Source organism: Micromonospora sp. NPDC048871, from assembly GCF_043198155.1.
Lineage (GTDB): Bacteria > Actinomycetota > Actinomycetes > Mycobacteriales > Micromonosporaceae > Micromonospora.
Map to the genome: position 1 here is coordinate 347,903 of NZ_JBICUM010000005.1, position 17,938 is coordinate 365,840.

The 17,938-nt window shown below is 70.5% G+C and carries 17 protein-coding genes; 10 read left to right on the forward strand and 7 right to left on the reverse strand.

The features are described from left to right. Window positions 1-292 precede the first annotated feature (292 nt). Window positions 293-526: a hypothetical protein gene (locus ACGFIK_RS15125; RefSeq protein ID WP_013733301.1), complete on the forward strand. Its 234-nt coding sequence runs from the start codon at window positions 293-295 to the stop codon at window positions 524-526. A gap of 318 nt (window positions 527-844) precedes the next feature. Here the strand turns inward: ACGFIK_RS15125 and ACGFIK_RS15130 are convergent, their stop codons facing one another. Continuing rightward, a complete protein-coding gene (locus tag ACGFIK_RS15130; RefSeq protein ID WP_327026428.1) occupies window positions 845-1,687 on the reverse strand; it encodes a class I SAM-dependent methyltransferase in 843 nt (280 codons plus the stop codon). A 290-nt stretch (window positions 1,688-1,977) separates the two neighbouring features. Between ACGFIK_RS15130 and ACGFIK_RS15135 the strand changes: the two genes are divergently transcribed. The 3 genes from ACGFIK_RS15135 (at window position 1,978) to ACGFIK_RS15145 (ending at window position 4,124) form a co-directional block, all read left to right on the forward strand. Next, a complete protein-coding gene (locus ACGFIK_RS15135) occupies window positions 1,978-2,442 on the forward strand; it encodes a hypothetical protein (RefSeq protein WP_327027147.1) in 465 nt (154 codons plus the stop codon). Window positions 2,443-2,753: 311 nt separating this feature from the next. Then, window positions 2,754-3,173: a helix-turn-helix domain-containing protein gene (locus tag ACGFIK_RS15140; protein WP_327026427.1), complete on the forward strand. Its 420-nt coding sequence runs from the start codon at window positions 2,754-2,756 to the stop codon at window positions 3,171-3,173. Between the two features lie 141 nt (window positions 3,174-3,314). Next, window positions 3,315-4,124, forward strand: coding sequence for a maleylpyruvate isomerase N-terminal domain-containing protein (locus ACGFIK_RS15145; RefSeq protein WP_327026425.1), 810 nt, complete (start codon window positions 3,315-3,317; stop codon window positions 4,122-4,124). Between the two features lie 117 nt (window positions 4,125-4,241). On the opposite strand, the gene ACGFIK_RS15150 is transcribed toward ACGFIK_RS15145, so the two are convergent. The 3 genes from ACGFIK_RS15150 to ACGFIK_RS15160 are packed head-to-tail and all read right to left on the reverse strand — an operon-like array spanning window position 4,242 to window position 7,442. Continuing rightward, window positions 4,242-5,318 (reverse strand): Zn-dependent alcohol dehydrogenase, encoded by a 1,077-nt coding sequence (locus tag ACGFIK_RS15150; protein WP_327026424.1) that lies wholly within the window; start codon window positions 5,316-5,318, stop codon window positions 4,242-4,244. Continuing rightward, a complete protein-coding gene (locus ACGFIK_RS15155; RefSeq protein WP_393339756.1) occupies window positions 5,315-6,733 on the reverse strand; it encodes an aldehyde dehydrogenase family protein in 1,419 nt (472 codons plus the stop codon). Before ACGFIK_RS15155 ends, ACGFIK_RS15150 begins: the two co-directional genes overlap by 4 nt. Window positions 6,734-6,776: 43 nt before the next feature. Next, window positions 6,777-7,442, reverse strand: a complete 666-nt coding sequence (locus ACGFIK_RS15160; RefSeq protein ID WP_327026422.1) for a TetR/AcrR family transcriptional regulator — start codon at window positions 7,440-7,442, stop codon at window positions 6,777-6,779. Window positions 7,443-7,530: 88 nt separating this feature from the next. On the opposite strand from ACGFIK_RS15160, the gene ACGFIK_RS15165 reads away from it, so the two are divergent. The 4 genes from ACGFIK_RS15165 to ACGFIK_RS15180 are packed head-to-tail and all read left to right on the forward strand — an operon-like array spanning window position 7,531 to window position 11,211. Continuing rightward, entirely contained in the window at window positions 7,531-8,679 is a 1,149-nt protein-coding gene (locus ACGFIK_RS15165) for an acyl-CoA dehydrogenase family protein (protein ID WP_393339759.1), read from the forward strand. Window positions 8,680-8,699: 20 nt separating this feature from the next. After that, window positions 8,700-9,872, forward strand: coding sequence for an acyl-CoA dehydrogenase family protein (locus ACGFIK_RS15170; RefSeq protein ID WP_327026420.1), 1,173 nt, complete (start codon window positions 8,700-8,702; stop codon window positions 9,870-9,872). Continuing rightward, the gene (locus ACGFIK_RS15175) at window positions 9,869-10,333 is read left to right on the forward strand and encodes a MaoC family dehydratase (protein WP_327026419.1); all 465 of its coding nucleotides are present in this window, start codon (window positions 9,869-9,871) and stop codon (window positions 10,331-10,333) included. Before ACGFIK_RS15170 ends, ACGFIK_RS15175 begins: the two co-directional genes overlap by 4 nt. Next, complete coding sequence (locus ACGFIK_RS15180) at window positions 10,330-11,211, forward strand: AMP-binding protein (RefSeq protein WP_393339762.1); 882 nt, start codon at window positions 10,330-10,332, stop codon at window positions 11,209-11,211. The genes ACGFIK_RS15175 and ACGFIK_RS15180 overlap by 4 nt, the downstream gene beginning before the upstream one ends. A gap of 47 nt (window positions 11,212-11,258) precedes the next feature. Here the strand turns inward: ACGFIK_RS15180 and ACGFIK_RS15185 are convergent, their stop codons facing one another. Continuing rightward, window positions 11,259-11,975, reverse strand: a complete 717-nt coding sequence (locus ACGFIK_RS15185) for a YqjF family protein (protein WP_393339765.1) — start codon at window positions 11,973-11,975, stop codon at window positions 11,259-11,261. 79 nt (window positions 11,976-12,054) lie between these two features. Further along, on the reverse strand, window positions 12,055-13,692 hold the full coding sequence (locus tag ACGFIK_RS15190; RefSeq protein WP_393339768.1) for an ABC-F family ATP-binding cassette domain-containing protein: 1,638 nt from the start codon (window positions 13,690-13,692) through the stop codon (window positions 12,055-12,057). A 662-nt stretch (window positions 13,693-14,354) separates the two neighbouring features. Here ACGFIK_RS15190 and ACGFIK_RS15195 point away from each other — a divergent pair. Then, on the forward strand, window positions 14,355-16,136 hold the full coding sequence (locus ACGFIK_RS15195) for a carbohydrate binding domain-containing protein (protein WP_393339771.1): 1,782 nt from the start codon (window positions 14,355-14,357) through the stop codon (window positions 16,134-16,136). 4 nt (window positions 16,137-16,140) lie between these two features. Here ACGFIK_RS15195 and ACGFIK_RS15200 read toward each other — a convergent pair whose 3' ends face one another. Then, the gene (locus ACGFIK_RS15200) at window positions 16,141-16,659 is read right to left on the reverse strand and encodes a helix-turn-helix domain-containing protein (protein WP_393339774.1); all 519 of its coding nucleotides are present in this window, start codon (window positions 16,657-16,659) and stop codon (window positions 16,141-16,143) included. A gap of 251 nt (window positions 16,660-16,910) precedes the next feature. Between ACGFIK_RS15200 and ACGFIK_RS15205 the strand changes: the two genes are divergently transcribed. Continuing rightward, complete coding sequence (locus ACGFIK_RS15205; protein ID WP_393339777.1) at window positions 16,911-17,927, forward strand: helix-turn-helix domain-containing protein; 1,017 nt, start codon at window positions 16,911-16,913, stop codon at window positions 17,925-17,927. Window positions 17,928-17,938: the final 11 nt, after the last annotated feature.

The following is a 17,938-nucleotide window of genomic DNA, read 5'->3' on the forward strand; positions in this document are numbered from 1 at the left end:
CCGGTGTGGTGTTGGCGGCGGTGGCGGCGGGTCTGTCGGTGCGGAGCCGACCTGCCCTGCCGTGCTCGACATCGCATTCCGATCAATCGTGGTCACTGGCCTGGGGAGGGTGAGCAGTGACCGGCGGGCCGGAACGGACGATTCTCGCCGTACACGTTCGTGGGCTTGATGGGATGTGTGCTGGTTGCCGGGTGTGGTGGTCGCTGTTGGTGCCGTACCCGTGTTGGCAGGTGGAGTGGGCGACCAGTCGGCAGGCTCGCGCGAGCGTGGCCCGGTTTCTGGGCGGTGTGCGGTGACCACCCACGGCCCGGTCATGCCGATCTGGAGCTGTGGTGGCTGTGACCTGCCCTGGCCTTGTCCGACGCGGCGGCGTGAGCTGCGCGCGGAGTACGCGGGCGCGCCGGTGTCGTTGGCGCTCTACCTCGGGGTCTGTCTCGTGCAGGCGGCCGAGGACATGCCTTGGGCACCGGCAGGGGCACTGCACCGCCGGTTCATCGGCTGGGCCAGACAGGTGCCGGAGATGTAGGAGCAGGTCCTCGTGCCTACCGTCAGCCCGGTCAGCGAGCGCGGTTCTGAGCGGATAGTTCCGTCGAGGTCTTATGCAGCACGCGGATTGTCCTTTCCCAAGCTCCGGGCCGGTCATGTGCTTTGACTAGAGCTCACCGCCTGGCCTGACTGCGGCAGCCGCTGGCCGCGGTGGCTGGATTGGGCTACCGCCGCGATGACGGTCAAGGCGCTCATCTTCGACTTCGGCGGCCTGCTGAGATCGCGACTGCGATGCGCCGCGCCGAGTGAGCTTGCGTCGGGCCGCCCTCCGTTTCCATGGGACCGGAAGGCGGCCCACTTACGCCTGGGCGGGCTTGTGTCCGTACAGAATCTCGGTGTCCGGCAGTTGCTCGGCGAAGACGCCATCGGGAGAAATCTCCCGCAGCAACTCGCGTAGGTCCCGCTCGAAGTTTTTCAGCCGCTCCCCGAACAGGTGCGGCGCCATGTCCGACCGCGAGAATGCCCAGGCGACGACATCGTCCTCGCTGCGTTCGACCACCGCCCCTGACGGGACGACGAGACGGCTGAGAGCCGTGAAGCCGGCCCGAGCCAGGACTTCTCGCTCGCCGCTGGGCGTTCCGTTCACCAGGACGCCCTGTCCAGCACGGCGCACGTCGCCCAGGTACTTTCGGGTCAGCGAGGCGATCCGGTCGTACGGCGGCGCCGGATACGGCAGAGGGGCGGGATCGGCGCGAGGCGTCTTCAGGTCGCTGAGGTGCACGATCCAGCCGCCTGGTTCCAGCATCTCCAAGACCGTCGCCGCGACGCGGTCCCGGTCGGTCCAATGGAACGACTGCGCGAACAGCACCACCTGGAAGATTCCCAGCCCACGGGGAAGATCCTCCGCCCGGGCCTCGACCCAGGTCACGTTCCGCACGCCGAGGGAGTCGGCATGCCGCGCCGCCTCGGCCAGCATCTCCGGATCCGGATCCATGCCCACCGCCTCGACGAAGTACCGCGCGAATGGCAGTGTCACGGTGCCTGGGCCGCAGCCCACGTCCAACAGCCGGCCGTGACCATCGAGTCCCAGAGTCTCGGCGAGTCGGTCGGTGTAGCCCGGCGCGTACGGCAGCCGCCCTTGGTCGTAATACCCGGCGCTACCTCGGAACAGACTCTGATCCCACTGCCAGCCTTCTGGCATGCCGGTACTCCACTCGGTGATAAGTCGGCAACGGTCAGAGTCGGTGCACAGGACAGGGAAGATATCAGCGATGATGGCAGCGTGGGCATGACGCACTTCGGGCGATCAGCATGGCGTAGAGAACCTTGATGATCTTCTGAATCGGCCGTCTTGCTGCCACCGCCAACGGCGCTTCCACCCCAAGCCTCACAAGTCAGACGCCGTCACGACTTTGCCGGCGTCCTGACCAGTACCCGAGGCGGGGTATTCCTTGACTCTCGACCCGGTCGAAGGATGATCCTTCCTGGGTGATGTCTGAAGAGCGCGACCGACGATCAGTCCCGCTCGCGATTGACCTGGAGATGCTGCGGCCGGTACTACGTGGCGCCTGGGGAGCGGATACCTGCGACCCGCACGATGTGCAGGATTGGCACACCGGCAACCCGGCCCGTGGTCAATGCGGGGTGACTGCCTTGATCATCCAGGACCTGCTCGGCGGAGAGCTGATCCTCGGCGAGGTCCTCGCCGGAGACGTCAGGGTCGGCTACCACTACTGGAATCGATTGGCCGACGGCCGCGAGATCGACCTGACGGCTGACCAGTTCCAGCCACCGGAAGTCGTTGTCGGCGGTCAGGTCCAGCAACGCCCGCCGGGCCCACCTCGGCGATGTCGTCAGCAGTACGAGATCCTGCGGGACCGCGTCTTCGTAGCCCTCTACGGCGGGCGATCCAAGCAATCCACGCAACACCAGCGGCCGGAGTCCCAACATCAGTGACCAGCACGCCCGAGCGACGATCAGCTCACTGCCGAGGCTGTGCGCGCCAGGAGCCACGGTGATCTGGACCCGGACACGTAGTTCTCCGGACCTGACCCCGGCGGTGCGGCGCCGGTTCGCCGGCGTGGACTTCACCGAGCAGGCATTCGACGCGCCACCCGACGAACTGTTCTCAGTGGGCGTGCGACGGCCACCAAAGGGTTGGCCGCACGTCCGTTACGATCAGTAAGAAACGTGCGGCCGGCGGATTTAGTCCGGCTCGCCCATACGCACTTTGAAGTCAGCTACTGACGCACGAGGAACAGAGAGTCGTGACAAGCCGCCTTGGTGCCGAACTCGCACAGCGTGAGGTCCCGCCGGACTGCATCCAGACGATCGAACTCGTCCGCGACGTGCTGGCGCGGGTGGGCGACAAATGGACCCTGCTGACCATCACGGTCCTGGCCTCCGGCCCACTGCGCTTCACCGCGCTGCACGAGCAGGTCACCGGCATCTCGCAGCGGATGCTCAGCCAGACGCTGCGCGCACTCACCCGCGACGGGTTGGTGACCAGGACCGCATACCCGGAAGTACCCCCGAGGGTTGAATATGCCCTGACGCCGCTCGGCCGCTCACTGAGCGAGGCCGTGGACGGACTCGTGCACTGGGTCCGTGGGCACCAGAGCGACATCCTCCACAACCGCCACGAGTTCGACCAGGCATCCGCCGAGAACATCCCGCCCCACGCGTAGCCACGCCCTATCACTCACGACTGCCGCAAAGCGATTCTCAGTCGAGTCCAGACACACTGTCATCGGCATGAGAACGCCGCCCGCCGCGTCGGCTGCGAAAATCGCTGTCCGGTTGTTGGAGCGCACTGGTAGAAAGCCGGAGTGCAGACGATTCTGACGTTCTCTGATCATCTGCGGCTCATTGACGAACGGTCGACCGCCTTCCGCGCTGCGGTCGCCGCAGCGCCCAGCCTCGACGTGCCGGTTCTGACCAGCGATCCGCATGCCTCTCCCGGGCGGACGCTGTTCGAGCTCGTGCAACACGTGGGCATGGCCCGCCGCAAATCAGCCGCCGTCGTCGCCGCAGGGCCCGCAGACGCGCCCCCGGAAAAGTCGGCTTGGGACGACGGCATGGGTGCGCCTCGGGAACGCGAGGCACTGCTGGCCTGGTGGACCGAGTCCATCGAGCAACTGACGAGCACGCTGCGCGAGGCTGGCCCGGACCGCGGTTGTTGGACGTGGTGGGACGACTCGCCGTCACCACAGACCTCCGGCGCATGGGCGCGACGCCAGGTCCCCGAGATCGCGGTGTACACGTACGACGCCCAGCTCACCGTGGGTGCCCCGCAGCCGCTACCAGACGAGGTCGCCCTCGACGGTTTCGACGACTGCCAGTTCACCCTCTGCGCAACGACGGTCGCCTGGCCACACCAGCCCGCCGTCGTCGATTACCACGCCACCGAGGGCCGCTCCTGGCGCCTGCGGCTGTCGGACGACGGGGCACGGGTCACTCGCCTCGGCGAGCCCGCTGCCGGCGAGGCCCCGGACACGGCCGACGCCTCCGCCCAGGGCACGGCCAGTGACCTCGTCTTGATGTTCTACGGCCGCATACCGCTGGATTCCCTGAAGCTCGAAGGCGACCGTCACATCTTCGATCAGCTCATCGCCTGGGACCCGTCCCTGAAACAATGACTTCAACTGTCCTGCGCAGGCCGGTTCTCGACGCAGTGCAGGACGAGGATGGCCTGCACGATCGCGGTCGCGTGGCGGGGACAGCATCGAATGTCAGGTCATCTCAGCCGCCGGGCGTCAGTCGAACAGGACCACCGTACGGGCGCCCTCGCCGCGGGCCATCCGGGCGAGCGCCTCGGGTGCCTCGTCGAGGGTGATCCGGTCGGTGACCAGGAAGTCGAGGTCGAAGCTTCCGTCGAGCACCGCGCGGGCCAGCGCCGGCAGGTCCCGGTCCGGGTCGGAGGAGCCGTACACCGAGGAGCGCAGCGTCCGGGCCGAGTGGAAGATCTCCAACGCGCTGAGACCGACCATGTCGTCCTTGCCGCCCATGCCGACCACGATGACCTGCCCGCCGCGACGGGTGGCCCGCCAGGCGGTGCGGATGGTGGCGGCCCGACCGACGCACTCCACTGCGTGATCGACGCCGCGACCGCCGGTCAACTTCCGTACCGCGCGGCTGAGGGTGTCGTCGGCTAGTAGGAAGTCGGTGGCACCGGCGGCGCGGGCCAGGTCGGCCTTGGCGGGGGAGACGTCGACCGCGATGACGGTGGCGGCCCCGGCCGCGCGGGCGGCGGCGACCGCGGACAGGCCGACGCCACCGAGGCCGATGACGGCTACCGAGTCGCCGGGGCGTACCTGGGCGGTACGCCGGATCGCGCCGACGCCGGTGAGCACCGCGCAGCCGAGCAGCGCCGCGGTGGGGAAGGGCAAGTCGGCCGGTACGACCACCATCGCGTGCTGCGGCACCACCACTTGTTCGGCGAGCGCGCCGAGGCCGAGGGTGACGTGCAGCGGCTCGCCGTCGATGGTGTGCCCGGCGTCGGTGGCCGGGGTGCCGGTGTGTTCGCACAGCCAGGGTTCGCCGTGGGTGCAGGACCAGCAGGCCCGGCAGGGTGGCGCCCAGTTGAGCACGACGTGGTCGCCGACCGTTACCCGGTCGACGCCGTCACCGATCTCGACCACCACACCGGCGGCCTCGTGGCCGAGCAGCAGCGGGTACGGGGCGGCGATGGTGCCGTCCACCATGGACAGGTCGGAGTGGCAGACGCCGGCGGCCCGGATCGCCACCCGTACCTGCCCGGTGTCGATGTCGGGCAGGTCTACCTGCTCGACGCGCGGGGGAGTGCCAGCGGCCCTGGCCACGAGGCCCCTCATCGCTGGATCGCCTTCAGTTCGCAGAACTCCGCCAGCCCGTGTGCGCCCAGCTCGCGGCCGAGGCCGGACTGCTTGTAGCCGCCGAACGGCGCGAGGGGGTTGAAGGGTGCCCCGTTGATGTCGACCGCCCCGGTGCGCAACCGGCGTGCCACCTGCACCGCGCGTTCCTCGTCGGTGGACCAGACCGCACCGGCCAGCCCGTAGCGGGAGTTGTTGGCCACCCGTACGGCGTGGTCGTCGTCGTCGACCGGGATGACCGCCAGGACCGGGCCGAAGACCTCTTCCTGGGCCAGGGCGCTGTCCGGGTCGACGTCGGCGATGATCGTCGGGGCGACGAACCAGCCGCGCTGCGGCACCGGGGCCTCGGGGCCGCCGGCGACGAGCCGGCCACCGTCGGCCAGGCCCCGGGTGATGTGTTCGCGTACCCGGTCGCGTTGCTGCGCGGAGACCAGGGGGCCGAGTCGGGTGGCCGGGTCGAAGGGGTCACCGAGCCGGTAGCCGGCGACCGCCTTGGCGGCCAGTTCGAGGGCTTCGTCGTAGCGGTCGCGGTGCACCAGCATCCTGGTCCACGCGGTGCAGGTCTGTCCGGAGTTGAGCATCGCGTTGCCGACCCCGACCTTGACCGCGGCGGCCAGGTCGGCGTCGTCGAGGATGATGTTCGCCGACTTACCGCCGAGTTCCAGGGCCACCCGGGCGATCCGGTCGGCGGCCAGGTGGGCGATGCGTCGGCCGGTGGCGGTGGAGCCGGTGAAGGAGACCAGGTCCACGTCGGGGTGTCCGGCGAGGGCCTCACCGACCACCGGCCCGGTGCCGGCTACCAGGTTGACCACGCCGGGTGGCAGATCGGCGGCGTGGATGGCGTCGAAGAGCAGGTACGCCGTCAGCGGGGTCAGCTCGCTGGGCTTGAGCACCACTGTGCAGCCGGCCGCGAGGGCGGGGGCGAGCTTGGCGACGATCTGGTGCAGGGGGTAGTTCCACGGGGTGATCGCCCCGACCACCCCGACGGGTTCGCGTACCACCAGGGAGTTGCCCACGGTCTGCGGTGCCGGCGGCTGGGCGGCCAGGTCGACGTAGCTGCGCAGCACGGTCAGTGGCAGTCCTGCCTGGACCCGGGTGGCGACCTTGAGCGGGGTGCCGAGTTCGGTGGCGACCGTGCGGGCGATGTCCTCGGCCCGGGCGGTCAGCTCGGCGTGCAGCCGGTCGAGGTGGGCGGCCCGGTCGACGGGGTCGGTCGCGGCCCAGCCCTCGAAGGCGGCCCGGGCGGCGGCCACCGCCCGGTCGACGTCGTCTGCCGTGCCGGCCGGAACCGTGCCGATGACCTCCTCGGTGCTGGGGTTGTGCACCTCCAGCGACTGCCGGCCATCGGCGGGAACCCAGCCTCCGTCGAGGTAGAAATCGGTCCGTACGGATTCCATGAGCCTCCACCTCGACCTAAAACTAGCGGTGCAAGTTTGGACTCTAGTGCGTCCCGCCCTCCGGCGGGAGGGGGGCAAGTGGACCTACGAGCCGTTCGTAGGTGTGCGACAGCCCCTCGATCAGCGCCTCCAGGCCCAGCGCGAAGGCGCCCTCGTCGACCCGCTGCTGGTGTTCGGCCAAGCGGTGGGCCTGGCTCAGGTGGGGGTACTGCGCGGCGTACAGGCCAGGGTCCTCCACGAAGCCCCGGGCGAAGGACCCGAGGGCCGAACCCGTCACGAAGTAGCGCATGAGGGCGCCGATGTGGGTGGCGCGGGCGGGCGGCCAGCCGGCCGCGACCAGTCCGCCGTAGACGGCGTCGGCCATGGCCAGGGCCGCCGGACGTCGACCGGGGCCCTGCGCCAGGTGGGGCACGATGTTCGGGTGGGCCGCCAGGGCGGCCCGGAAGGCGTACCCCCAGCGACGTAGGGCCTCGCGCCAGTCGACCTGGCCGAAGAACGACACGTCCACCTGGCCGGTGATGCTGTCCGCTACCGCGTCGAGGATCTCGTCCTTGGTGGCGAAGTGGTTGTAGAGCGAGGGCCCGCGTACGCCGAGGGCGGCGGCGAGCCGGCGGGTGGAGAACGCGTCGAGTCCGTCGGCGTCGATCAACGCGGCGGCGGTCTCGACGATCCGCTCCCGGCTGAGCAGCGCCTGTCGCGGCCGGGGCATGGGCGTCCTCCTTCGGATGGGTGGTTCGCGGGAACTGTGCCACACCGGGGTCTGGACAGCATAAAACTTGCAGCGCTAGTTTAATCGCATGGACCTTCACCTCTCCGCCGAGCAGGTCGCGGTCCGGGAACTCGCCGCCGACTTCGTCAACCGCGAGGTGGTGCCGCACGCGGCGGCCTGGGACCGGCGTGAGGCGGTCGACCCCGACATCGTCGGCAAGCTCGGCGACCTCGGCTTCCTCGGCCTGACCATCGACGAGAAGCACGGCGGATCCGGCGGCGACCATCTCGCGTACTGCCTGGTGCTGGAGGAACTCGGCCGGGGTGACTCCGCCGTACGCGGCATCGTGTCGGTCTCCCTCGGCCTGGTCGCCAAGTCGATCGCCGCCCACGGCACGCGAGAGCAACGCGAACAGTGGCTGCCCGCGCTCTGCTCGGGCGCTGCGCTCGGCTGCTTCGCCCTGACCGAACCGGACAGCGGCTCGGACGCGGCGGCCCTGGCCACCCGGGCGGTCCGCGACGGCGACGACTGGCTGCTCACCGGCCGCAAGACCTTCATCACCAACGGCACCACGGCCGACGTGGCGATCGTCTTCGCCCGCACCGGCGGCCCCGGGCACCGGGGCATCACGGCCTTCCTGGTGCCGACCGACAGCCCGGGACTGTCCCGATCGGAGATCAAGGGCAAGCTGGGCCTGCGCGGACAGGCCACCGCCGAACTGGCCCTGGACGGGGTACGGGTGCCCGACTCGGCCCGGCTCGGCGAGTGCGGGGCCGGTTTCCGGCTGGCCCTGGGCACCCTGGCCAAGGGACGCATGTCGGTCGCCGCCGGATGTGTCGGCATCGCCCAGGGCTGCCTGAACGCCGCCGTCGACTACGCCGGCACCCGCACCCAGTTCGGCAAACCCATCGCCGGGCACCAACTCGTGCAGCAACTGCTCGCCGGGATAGCGGTCGACACCGCCGCGGCGCGGCTGCTGGTCTGGCAGGTGGCCGACCTGATCGACCGGGGGCAGCCGTTCGCCACCGAGGCCTCGATGGCCAAACTGTTCGCCAGCGAGGCCGCCGTCCGCGCGGCCAACGACGCCATCCAGGTCTTCGGCGGGTACGGCTACATCGACGAGTACCCGGTCGGCAAGTACCTGCGCGACGCCCGCGTCGCCACCCTCTACGAGGGCACCAGCCAGATCCAGCAGCTACTCATCGGGCGGGCGCTCACCGGCGTCAACGCCTTCTGACCGAGAGGAACCGTGAGCACATGGATTTCGGGCTGTCCGACGAACAACGGGCCATCCGCGACACCGCCCGCGACTTCATCACCCGGGAGGTCATGCCGCTGGAGCAGGAGCTGCTGCGCCGGGAACGGGCCCACCAGCCCGGCCTGGACCGCTCCGAGCTGCGCGAGTTGCAGCTCAAGGCGAAGAAGTTCGGCTTCTGGGGCCTGGCCACCCCGCAGGAGTACGGCGGCATGGACCTGCCCGCCGTGGTCCAGTCCCTGATCTGGACGGAGATCGGCCGCACCTTCGTGCCGTTCCGCTTCGGTGGCGAGGCGGACAACATCCTGTTCCACGCCACCGAGGAGCAGCGGGAGGAGTTCCTGCTGCCCACCATCGCCGGTGACCGGATCTCCTGCTTCGCCATCACCGAGCCGGGCGCCGGCTCCGACGCGGCCAACATCCGGTTCCGGGCCCGCCGCGAGGGCGACGACTGGATCCTCAACGGCGAGAAGACCTTCATCACCGGCGGCAACGAGGCCGACTTCGCCATCGTCATCGCGGTCACCGACCCCGACCGGGACGTCCGCAACGGCGGGGCCACCGCCTTCCTGGTGGACCGGTCGATGGGCTGGCGGTCGGAGTTCATCCCCACCATGGGCGAGGGGGGTCCGGCCTCACTGATCTTCGACGACGTACGGGTGCCGCACCGCAACATCCTCGGCGAGCCGGGCCAGGGCTTCGCCCTGGGTATGAAGTGGATCGGCAAGGGGCGCTACATCATCCCCTCGCACGCCATCGGCATCGCCGAACGGGCCCTCCAGATGGCCATCGAGCACGCCAACACCCGGGAGACCTTCGGTGCCAAGATCGGCACCAACCAGGCCATCCAGTGGATGATCGCCGACTCGGAGACCGAGCTGGAGGCCGCCCGCTGGCTGATCCTGCGGGCCGCCTGGACGGTCGACGCCGGTCTGGACCCCCGGCACTCCTCCTCCATGGCGAAGCTCTACGGCGCGGGCATGGTCAACCGGGTGGTCGACCGGGTCATGCAGATCCACGGCGGCATGGGCTACACCCGCGAACTGCCGATCGAACGCTGGTACCGGCAGGTGCGGCTGTACCGGATCTTCGAGGGCACCGACGAGATGCAGCGCCTGATCATCTCCCGCGACCTGCTGCGCGGCTACACCAAGATCGGAGGGCACCTGGGATGAGGACCTTCGCCAGCATCGAGGAACTGGCCGGGGCGATCGGCGAGACCCTCGGCCCCGGCCCGTGGTTTCCCATCGACCAGAGCCGGGTCGCCCTGTTCGCCGACGCCACCGACGACCACCAGTGGATCCACCTCGACCAGGAACGGGCGGCAGCCGGGCCGTACGGCGGCACCATCGCCCACGGCTTCCTGACCCTCTCCCTGCTGCCGGCCCTGGTCGGTCGGCTGTACCGGGTGGAAGGGGTACGGATGGGGATCAACTACGGCCTCAACCGGGTCCGGTTCCCCGCCCCGGTACGGGTCGGCACCTCGATCCGGGTCGTCGCCACCATCGACCAGGTCACCTCGTTCGAGGGTGGGGTGCAGTTGGTCGCGACCGCGACCGTGGAGGGTGAGGGTGGCGGCAAGCCGGTCTGTGTGGCCGAGACGGTGAGCCGGCTGTACACCGCACCGCCCCGATGACCACCCTGTCCCCGGCGACCCTGCTGGCCGGGGCCGCCCGCCGGCACGCCGACACGGTGGCCGTGGTCGACGGCCGGGTCCGGGTCACCTACGCCGAACTGTGGTGGGAGGCCCGCTGCTACGGCGCCGGGCTCCGCGCCGCAGGGGTACGCCCGGGTGACCCGGTGGCCCTGTTGGCCCCGAACGTGGTCGACTTTCCCCGGGTCTACTACGGCACCCTGGCCGCCGGTGCGAACCCCGTGCCGATCACGGTGCCGGCCGACCCGCAGGCCCTGCACCTGGCCCATGGCGCCCGGCTGCTGGTCTGCCACACCTCTCAACTGGCCGCCGGGCGGCGGGTCAGCGCCCGAGCCGGGGTACCCCTGCTCTCCGTCGGCCCGACCCGGGGCCCGTCCGACGTACCCCGGCTCGAGGACCTGGGGGACCCCGCACCCGGCGGCACCGCCCTCTTCGCCGAGCCCGACGGCGATCCGGTCGCCTGGGCCGACGGCGAACCGGAGGACGGCGAGGTGGTGCTCAGTTGTCTGCCGTTGGGGGGTCGGTTCGGTCAGGGGGTGGCGCTGACCGGCACGGTCGCCGCCGGGGCGACCCTGGTGCTGCTGAGCCGATTCACCGGCCCGGCGGCACTGGACCTCATGCTCCGTGAGGAGGTCACCGTCTTCCACGGCACCTCGGCGATGTACGCGGCCCTGCTCGACGCGGCCCGGGACCGACCCGCCCTGCCCCGGCTGCGTAGCTGCGTCAGCAGGACACCCCTGCCGCCGTCGCTGGGCGAGCGCTTTACGACCCTCTTCGCCACCCAGGTCGAGGTGGCCGAGGAGAAGTCGCGAGGCGGCGGTGGGTGGCGACGGCACTGGTGGTGCCGGCACCGCCGGTGACGGCGCTGTCGGCACCACCCGAACCATCGACGCCGAGCCGTCGAGGATCAGCGGTGCCACATTCCCACCCTGACCGGCACCCCCGGTGATGCATGCAGCAGGGGTTGTCCGTCGGGCGCCGGCAGACCCGCCGCAGCCAGCAGGGTCTGGTCGAGGTGCAGCAACTCGGCGCGGTGCAGGGGCCACTCGACATGTTCGGCCTCGGCGGCGGCAAGCCGACCGAAGACGACCGTGAAGAGTCGGTAGCGGGCGGTGAGGAAGTGAGCCAGCTCGTCTCGCTCCCGCTCATCCAGCGGCGGACCGAAGCGGACGTCCACATCGCAGCGGGCTCCGCGGGGTCCGGGCCAGCGACGGGAGGATCGATAGGAGATCAGATCCGCGCTACGGCGTACCGTCATGTCGGCCCAGAAGTAGGGCAGTCCGTAGCTGGCCCGCGCTGCTAGGACCGCGGGCAGCCGGGCCGCGTCCAGGGACAGGAACCAGATGCCGCTGCGATCGTGCTGATCCCGGACGTAGGTCCGGACATTCGTCTCCGGGAATTCCGACAGCCAGGGCAGTCGTGGCACCCCCGGTGGCCTGACCCCCTGCATGAGGAACGGAATCAGGCTGATCCAGGCTGATTCGTCGAAGGTCTCCACTCTCAGCCCGGCCGGAAGCAGGGACTGAATGAGAGCGGGTGGGTAGCGCCAGTGGATGAAGGTGATCAGGTTCCACTGCTGGTACATCACCGGGGGCTGCACGGCGGGCGGAGAGGAAGCAGGCATCATCATCATCGTCATTATCTGCCGCGGCGGCACCGGCTGATTCGCCTGCAGCGGCAGGGAAGGCTGCCGATCGACGACGTCAGTCGACCTGTGGGGGACCGGTCTCCAACAGATGTCCTTCGGTGAGTCGCAGCCAGCGGCTGACCTCGATCTCCGCGAGGAACCGCTCGTCGTGGCTGACCACCAGCAGCGCACCCTGATAGGCGTGTAGCGCGCTCTCCAACTGACCGACACTGACCAGGTCCAGGTTGTTGGTCGGCTCGTCGAGCAGCAGAAGCTGGGGTGCCGGCTCCCCGCCCAGAATGCAGGCCAGGGTGGCCCGCAGCCGCTCTCCACCGGAGAGGGCCCCGACCGGCAGGTGGGCCCGGGGGCCACGGAACAGGAACCGGGCCAGCAGATTCATCCGCTGCTCCTGCGGTGCCTGGGGTGCGAACGCGGCCAGGTTCTCCGCCACCGTACGGTCGGCGTCCAGCAGGTCCAACCGCTGCGACAGGTACGCGATCCGGCCCTCGGCCCGCCTGATCCGACCACCCTCCGGTGCCAGGTCACCGGTGATCAGGCGCAGCAGGGTGGACTTGCCGGCACCGTTGGCGCCCAGCAGGGCGATCCGTTCCGGGCCCCGGATGGTCAGGTCCACCCCGTCCCCGGCGAACACCGCCCGCCCGCCGTAGCGGACCTGCATCCCTTCCCCGGCCACCAGGGTGCGTCCGGCCGGTACCCGGGTGTCCGGCAGGTCCACCATCAGCTTCTGCTCGTTGCGTACCGCCCGTCCCGCCTCGTCCAGGCGGGCCCTGGCCTCGTCGACCCGGGCGGAGTGCACCTCGTCGGCCCGGCCGGCGGACTCCTGGGCGTTGCGTTTCAGGGTGCCGGCGAGAATCTTCGGCAGGCCGGCGTTCTTCAGGTTGCGGGCGGCCGTACCGGCCCGGCGGGCGGCCCGTTCCCGGGCCTCCTGCAACTCCCGCTTCTCCCGCTTGAGGTCCTGCTCGGCGGTGCGGACCTTCCTCTCCGCCACCTCCTGCGCGGCGCGCACCGCCGCCTCGTACGCGGTGAAGTTCCCGCCGTGCAACCGCAGCTCGCCACGGTCCAGTTCGGCGATGCGGTCCATCCGGTCCAGCAGCGCCCGGTCGTGGCTGACCAGCAGCAGGCAGCCGGTCCACTGCTCCAGCACCTCGGAGAGCCGATGCCGGGCGGCCAGGTCGAGATTGTTCGTCGGCTCGTCCAACAGCAGCACCTCGGGCCGCTTCAACAACTGGCCCGCCACCCCCAGGGAGACGATCTGACCACCGCTGAGGGTGTGCAGGGGCCGGTCGAAGGCCAGGTCACCGAGGCCCAGCCGGTCCAACTGGGCGCGGGTGCGTTCCTCGACATCCCAGTCGTTGCCGATGGTGGTGAAGTGTTCCTCGCCGGCGTCCCCGGACTCGATGGCGTGCAGCGCGGCGACCAGGGGAGCGATCTCCAGGACCTCGGCCACCGTGCGGTCCCCGACCAGCGGCAGATCCTGCGCCAGGTAGCCCAGCACCCCCTGCACCGACACCGACCCGGCGGCGGGGCGGTACTCACCGGCGATCAACTTGAGCAGGGTGCTCTTGCCGGCACCGTTCGGCGCGACCAGCCCGGTGCGACCCCCACCGAGGGTGAAGGACAGATCCTGGAACACCGGAGTGTCGTCCGGCCAGGAGAAGCTCAGGTTCGAGCAGACGACAAAGGAATCGGACATCAGGCAACCACCTCGTAGGGGGAGTGCCACGTACCCTGCGGCCCGGGTGCGCGGTCCGGCTACCTGCCCGGCCGCGACCTTCCTGGGAGTACCAGGACCAGGCTCTTTGCCGGCGGGATACCTACCGTGGTCGACATGGCGAATCCGAGACTAGATGGCCACCAGCACCGACCGCGACGCCTTTTCCGAACCTCGCACCGATCGACCGGCTCCGGGCAGCCGTACCTGGCCGTATTCACCGGGACCTGCCTTCTCCTGCTGCTGGCGGCGTGTTCCGCCGGCCCGGGCGGCGGGGGCACGGCCACCGCGATCCGCGCCCGCCCCGACCGCATCCACCGGCGAGCAGGCCCCGCATCCGTACGTCGGGATGTGGGTGACCGCCGACGGGCACATCCGGCAGAGACCAGACCGACATCGCCCGGGTCAACCGGGCACGTCGGGCGGTCAGGAAGGCTCCGAGCGCGGTTGTCGACATGCCAGCCACGGTAGCCACCCGGGCTCCGGCCACCCAGGGTGCGGCACACCCTGGCACCGGCGTACGACCGGTGTTCGGCACTGTTCCGAAGCCTGTTCGATGGCTGCGAACAGGGAAAACGCTCATACGGTGAGCCGAAATCCCCGGCGGAGGAACTGATCGCCGCCGATTCCCGGAAAGGCTCTCCATGACCCGATCGATCAACCCTGAACGGCGACTGCGTCGTCTGCTAAGCCTGGTGCTGGCGGTCGTGCTGGCCGGCACCCTCCCGGCCCTAGTCCGTTCCGAACCGGCCGCCGCCGCATCCGGCAACCTCATCCGCAACGGCACCTTCGACAACGGCAGCACCGATCCCTGGTGGACCCGACTGGCCGCGACCAGCACGACCGTCAACGCCGGGCAGTTGCGCATCCGCACCGCCAACACGGTCGGCAAGCCCGTCTGGGAGGACCTGGTCGGGCACTTCGAGTTCGGGGTGACGGCGGCGACGCCGTACCGGTTGCAGTTCGACGCCTCCGCCGAGGTCAGCCGCAACGTGCGGGTCTCGGTCTCCCGGGTCGACACCCCCTTCACCTCCGCGTTCGACCGGGAGGTAGCCCTCACCGCCACGATGCGCCGGTTCACCTTCGACTTCGTCGCCCCGTTCGGTGACCCGAAGGCGGTGCTCCTGTTCCACTTCGGTGGGCGGGCGGCCTCCACCGTCCGGCTGGACAACATCTCGCTGACCCCGTTGGCCGTGGACGCGGTCAGCGACCCGATCCTGTACTGGAACGAGGTGCTGCTGGACAGCTACCGAGATTCGACGCCGGCACCCACCGTCGCCGCCCGGGACGCGGCGATCCTGCACGCGGCCATGCACGACGCCGCCGTCTCGGTCACCGGTGTCGGCAACCCCTACCGGGTGCGGGTACCGGTCAACTACCCGGGCACCATGGACGACGTGGTGGCCCCGTCCCTGCACGCGGCCGTCGACCAGGCCGCCTTCGACGTACTGGTCGCCCGCTTCCCGCAGCGCCGAACGGACCTGGAGACGGCCCTGGCCACCGCGGTCGCCCGCCGACCCTCCGGGGTGAACCCCGCCGAAGCCACTCGGGGTACGACGGTCGGTGCCGCAGCCGCCGCCGCCAACCTCCAGGCTCGCGCCAACGACGGGTCCGGCGACGCCACCCAGTACCAACCCGACGGGGTCGACGGGGCGTGGCGACCGACCGACGGCACCCCGGCGGTCACCCCGCACTGGGGTCGGGTCACCCCGTTCGTGCTGACCTCCGGCCGACAGTTCCGGCCTGAGCTGCCGGCCGGCGCGGACGACTACGAGGACCTGCTCGACACGCAGGAGTATCTCGACCAGGTGCAGGAGGTACGCGATCTCGGCAGCCGGACCTCGACGCTGCGCACCGCCGACCAGACCCAGCTGGCCCACTTCTGGGCCAACGACGTGGCCGGTACCTACAAGCCGCCGGGTCAGCTGTTCGCGCACACCCAGATCGTGGCTAAGCAGCGGCAGCTCGGCATCCTGGCCAACGCCCGGCTGTTCGGGCTGGTCGGCCTGGCGTTGGCCGACTCCGCCATCGCCGCCTGGGACGCCAAGTATCTGACCCCGATCGATCTGTGGCGGCCGGAGAGCGCGATCGGCAACGGGTGGGAGCCGTTGTCGCGGCAGGTGGACGGGGTCTCCTTCTCACCGGCCTTCCCGGCCTACATCTCCGGACACGCCACCTTCGCCGGGGCGTGGGCGGCGGTGATGAAGGGATACTTCGGCACCAACGACATCGCCTTCGACGCCACCACGGACGACCCCTTCGCCCGGGGGGTCGTGCGGCGGATGCCGGGCTTCGACCAGGCTGCCCAGGAGAACGCCCTCAGCCGGATCTACCTGGGTGTGCACTACCGCTTCGACGCCGAGGCCGGTCTGGCCGTCGGCGGGTCCGTGGGCGCCTACGTCTACGCCAACCGGCTCCGACCGTGAGTCGTCAGTCGGGGTGAGAGGGCTCCCCGTCCGGTCCGTCGACCGGGCGGGGAGCGGCGTCCCGACGGTGCGCCAGCCGCATCCCGTACGCCCCGAGGAGCGCGCCCGCCACGGCGATCACCGCCGGGTGCAGCCGCCGGGGGTACGAGGTGACCGGCGGCTCCGGTTCGCGTTGGGGGTGCCGCACCCCACAGCACGCCGAGAGGGCCGGACCCGCGACCGGTCGGGTCGACCGGCTGAGGCGTACGTCGATCTCGTGCCGCAGTTCGATCCACTGCTCGATGGTGGCCGGCGGCATTCCGCAGGCGGTCAGCAGGGCCACGACGGTCTGTTCGCGGGGCAGGGTGGTACGCCCCAGCATGGTGGCCAGGGTGCTCGGCGGCAGCCAGTGCCCGGCCGCTGAGGCGCGGCGGGAGATCTCCCGATAGGTCAGGCCGGAGCGTCGCCGGATGTCCCGCAGCAACCCGACGTACTCGCCCGCCGTGGCGGTCTGCGGCACCGGATCCCGGGCAGCCTCATGCATCGCTTCCACCCCCGTGGTGATTGATGTGATCGGGCTCGGCACGAGCCCCTCGGCCCTGCGCCGGCCCCCTCGGCCCTGCGTCGGCTGTCGAACAAGACGCTAGGTATCCGGGCTGTCCGAGACAATGCCCGGCTCGCCTCGGTGCGGTGTCCGCGCAGCTCAGCGCGGCTTGTCCGGGTCTTGTCCGACCACCTCGGACAGTCGTGCGGGGGCGGGTTGCCCGGCCTTCGACGGCTCGGGAGAATCAGGCGATGACCACGGGGGAGTTACGACCGGAGGAGGCGACCGACCCGGCCGGGTTCGTCGACCTGTTACGCCGGCTGAAGGATCGGTCCGGACTGACCTACCGGCAACTGGAACAGCGCGCGGCCGCAGCCGGCGACGTGCTGGCCCGCAGCACCGCTGCCGATCTGCTGCGCCGGTCCACCCTGCCGCGACCGGAGGTGCTGGCCGCATTCGTCCGCGCCTGCGGGGCGCAGGATCAGGTGGAACGGTGGTTGCGGGCACGGGATCGGTTGGCCGCCGGCCCGTACGCCGGGCCCGAGCTGATCTCGACCACGTCTGTGCCGGAGGACCTTCCGCCGGCCGGGGCAGGCCCCGACGAGGACGGCTTCGTGACGCAACCGGTCCGCCCGGCGCGTTCGGGCTGGTTCGCCCGACCTGCGTCGACGCTGCTCCTCGTCGGTACCCTGCTGGCCGCCCTCGTCCTCGGCGCCTGGTTCTGGTGGCCCGACGACGAGCAGCGGACCGCAACGGAGCAGATCGGCGCGGTCACCTCGCCGGGCAGTGGTTCGTCGGCCGCGCCCAGCGGCGGGCGGAGCCAGCTCCGGCCCGCCCGCGCCCCGCACCTGTGCCTCACCGAAGGGCGCGACCGCACCGGCGGGTACCCCCACGAGGTGGCGGCCCAGCGCCCCTGCGCGGAGGCCACCCCACCGGACACCTATCTCCAGCCGGTGGCGGACGACCTGTACTTCATCAAGTGGCACCATCCGGTGCACGGACCCGGCTGTCTCACCGTCCGGCGGGAGGATCCCGGCCGCAACCTGATCGAGCCCTGGCAGGACTGCCGCACCGACTTCTGGCCGCAACTGTTCCGCTTCGAGCCGACCGGGGCGGCGCCGACGGAGTACCGGCTGCGACCGGCGGGCAGTGACCTGTGCGTCGGCATCCGCGACGACCACACCGAGGTGCCGGCCGAGGCGGCGGCGGAGCCGTGCACCGGCGGCGCCGACCAGGTGTTCCTGGTCGACTCGCTGCCGGAGGACTGAGGCGAGGCCGG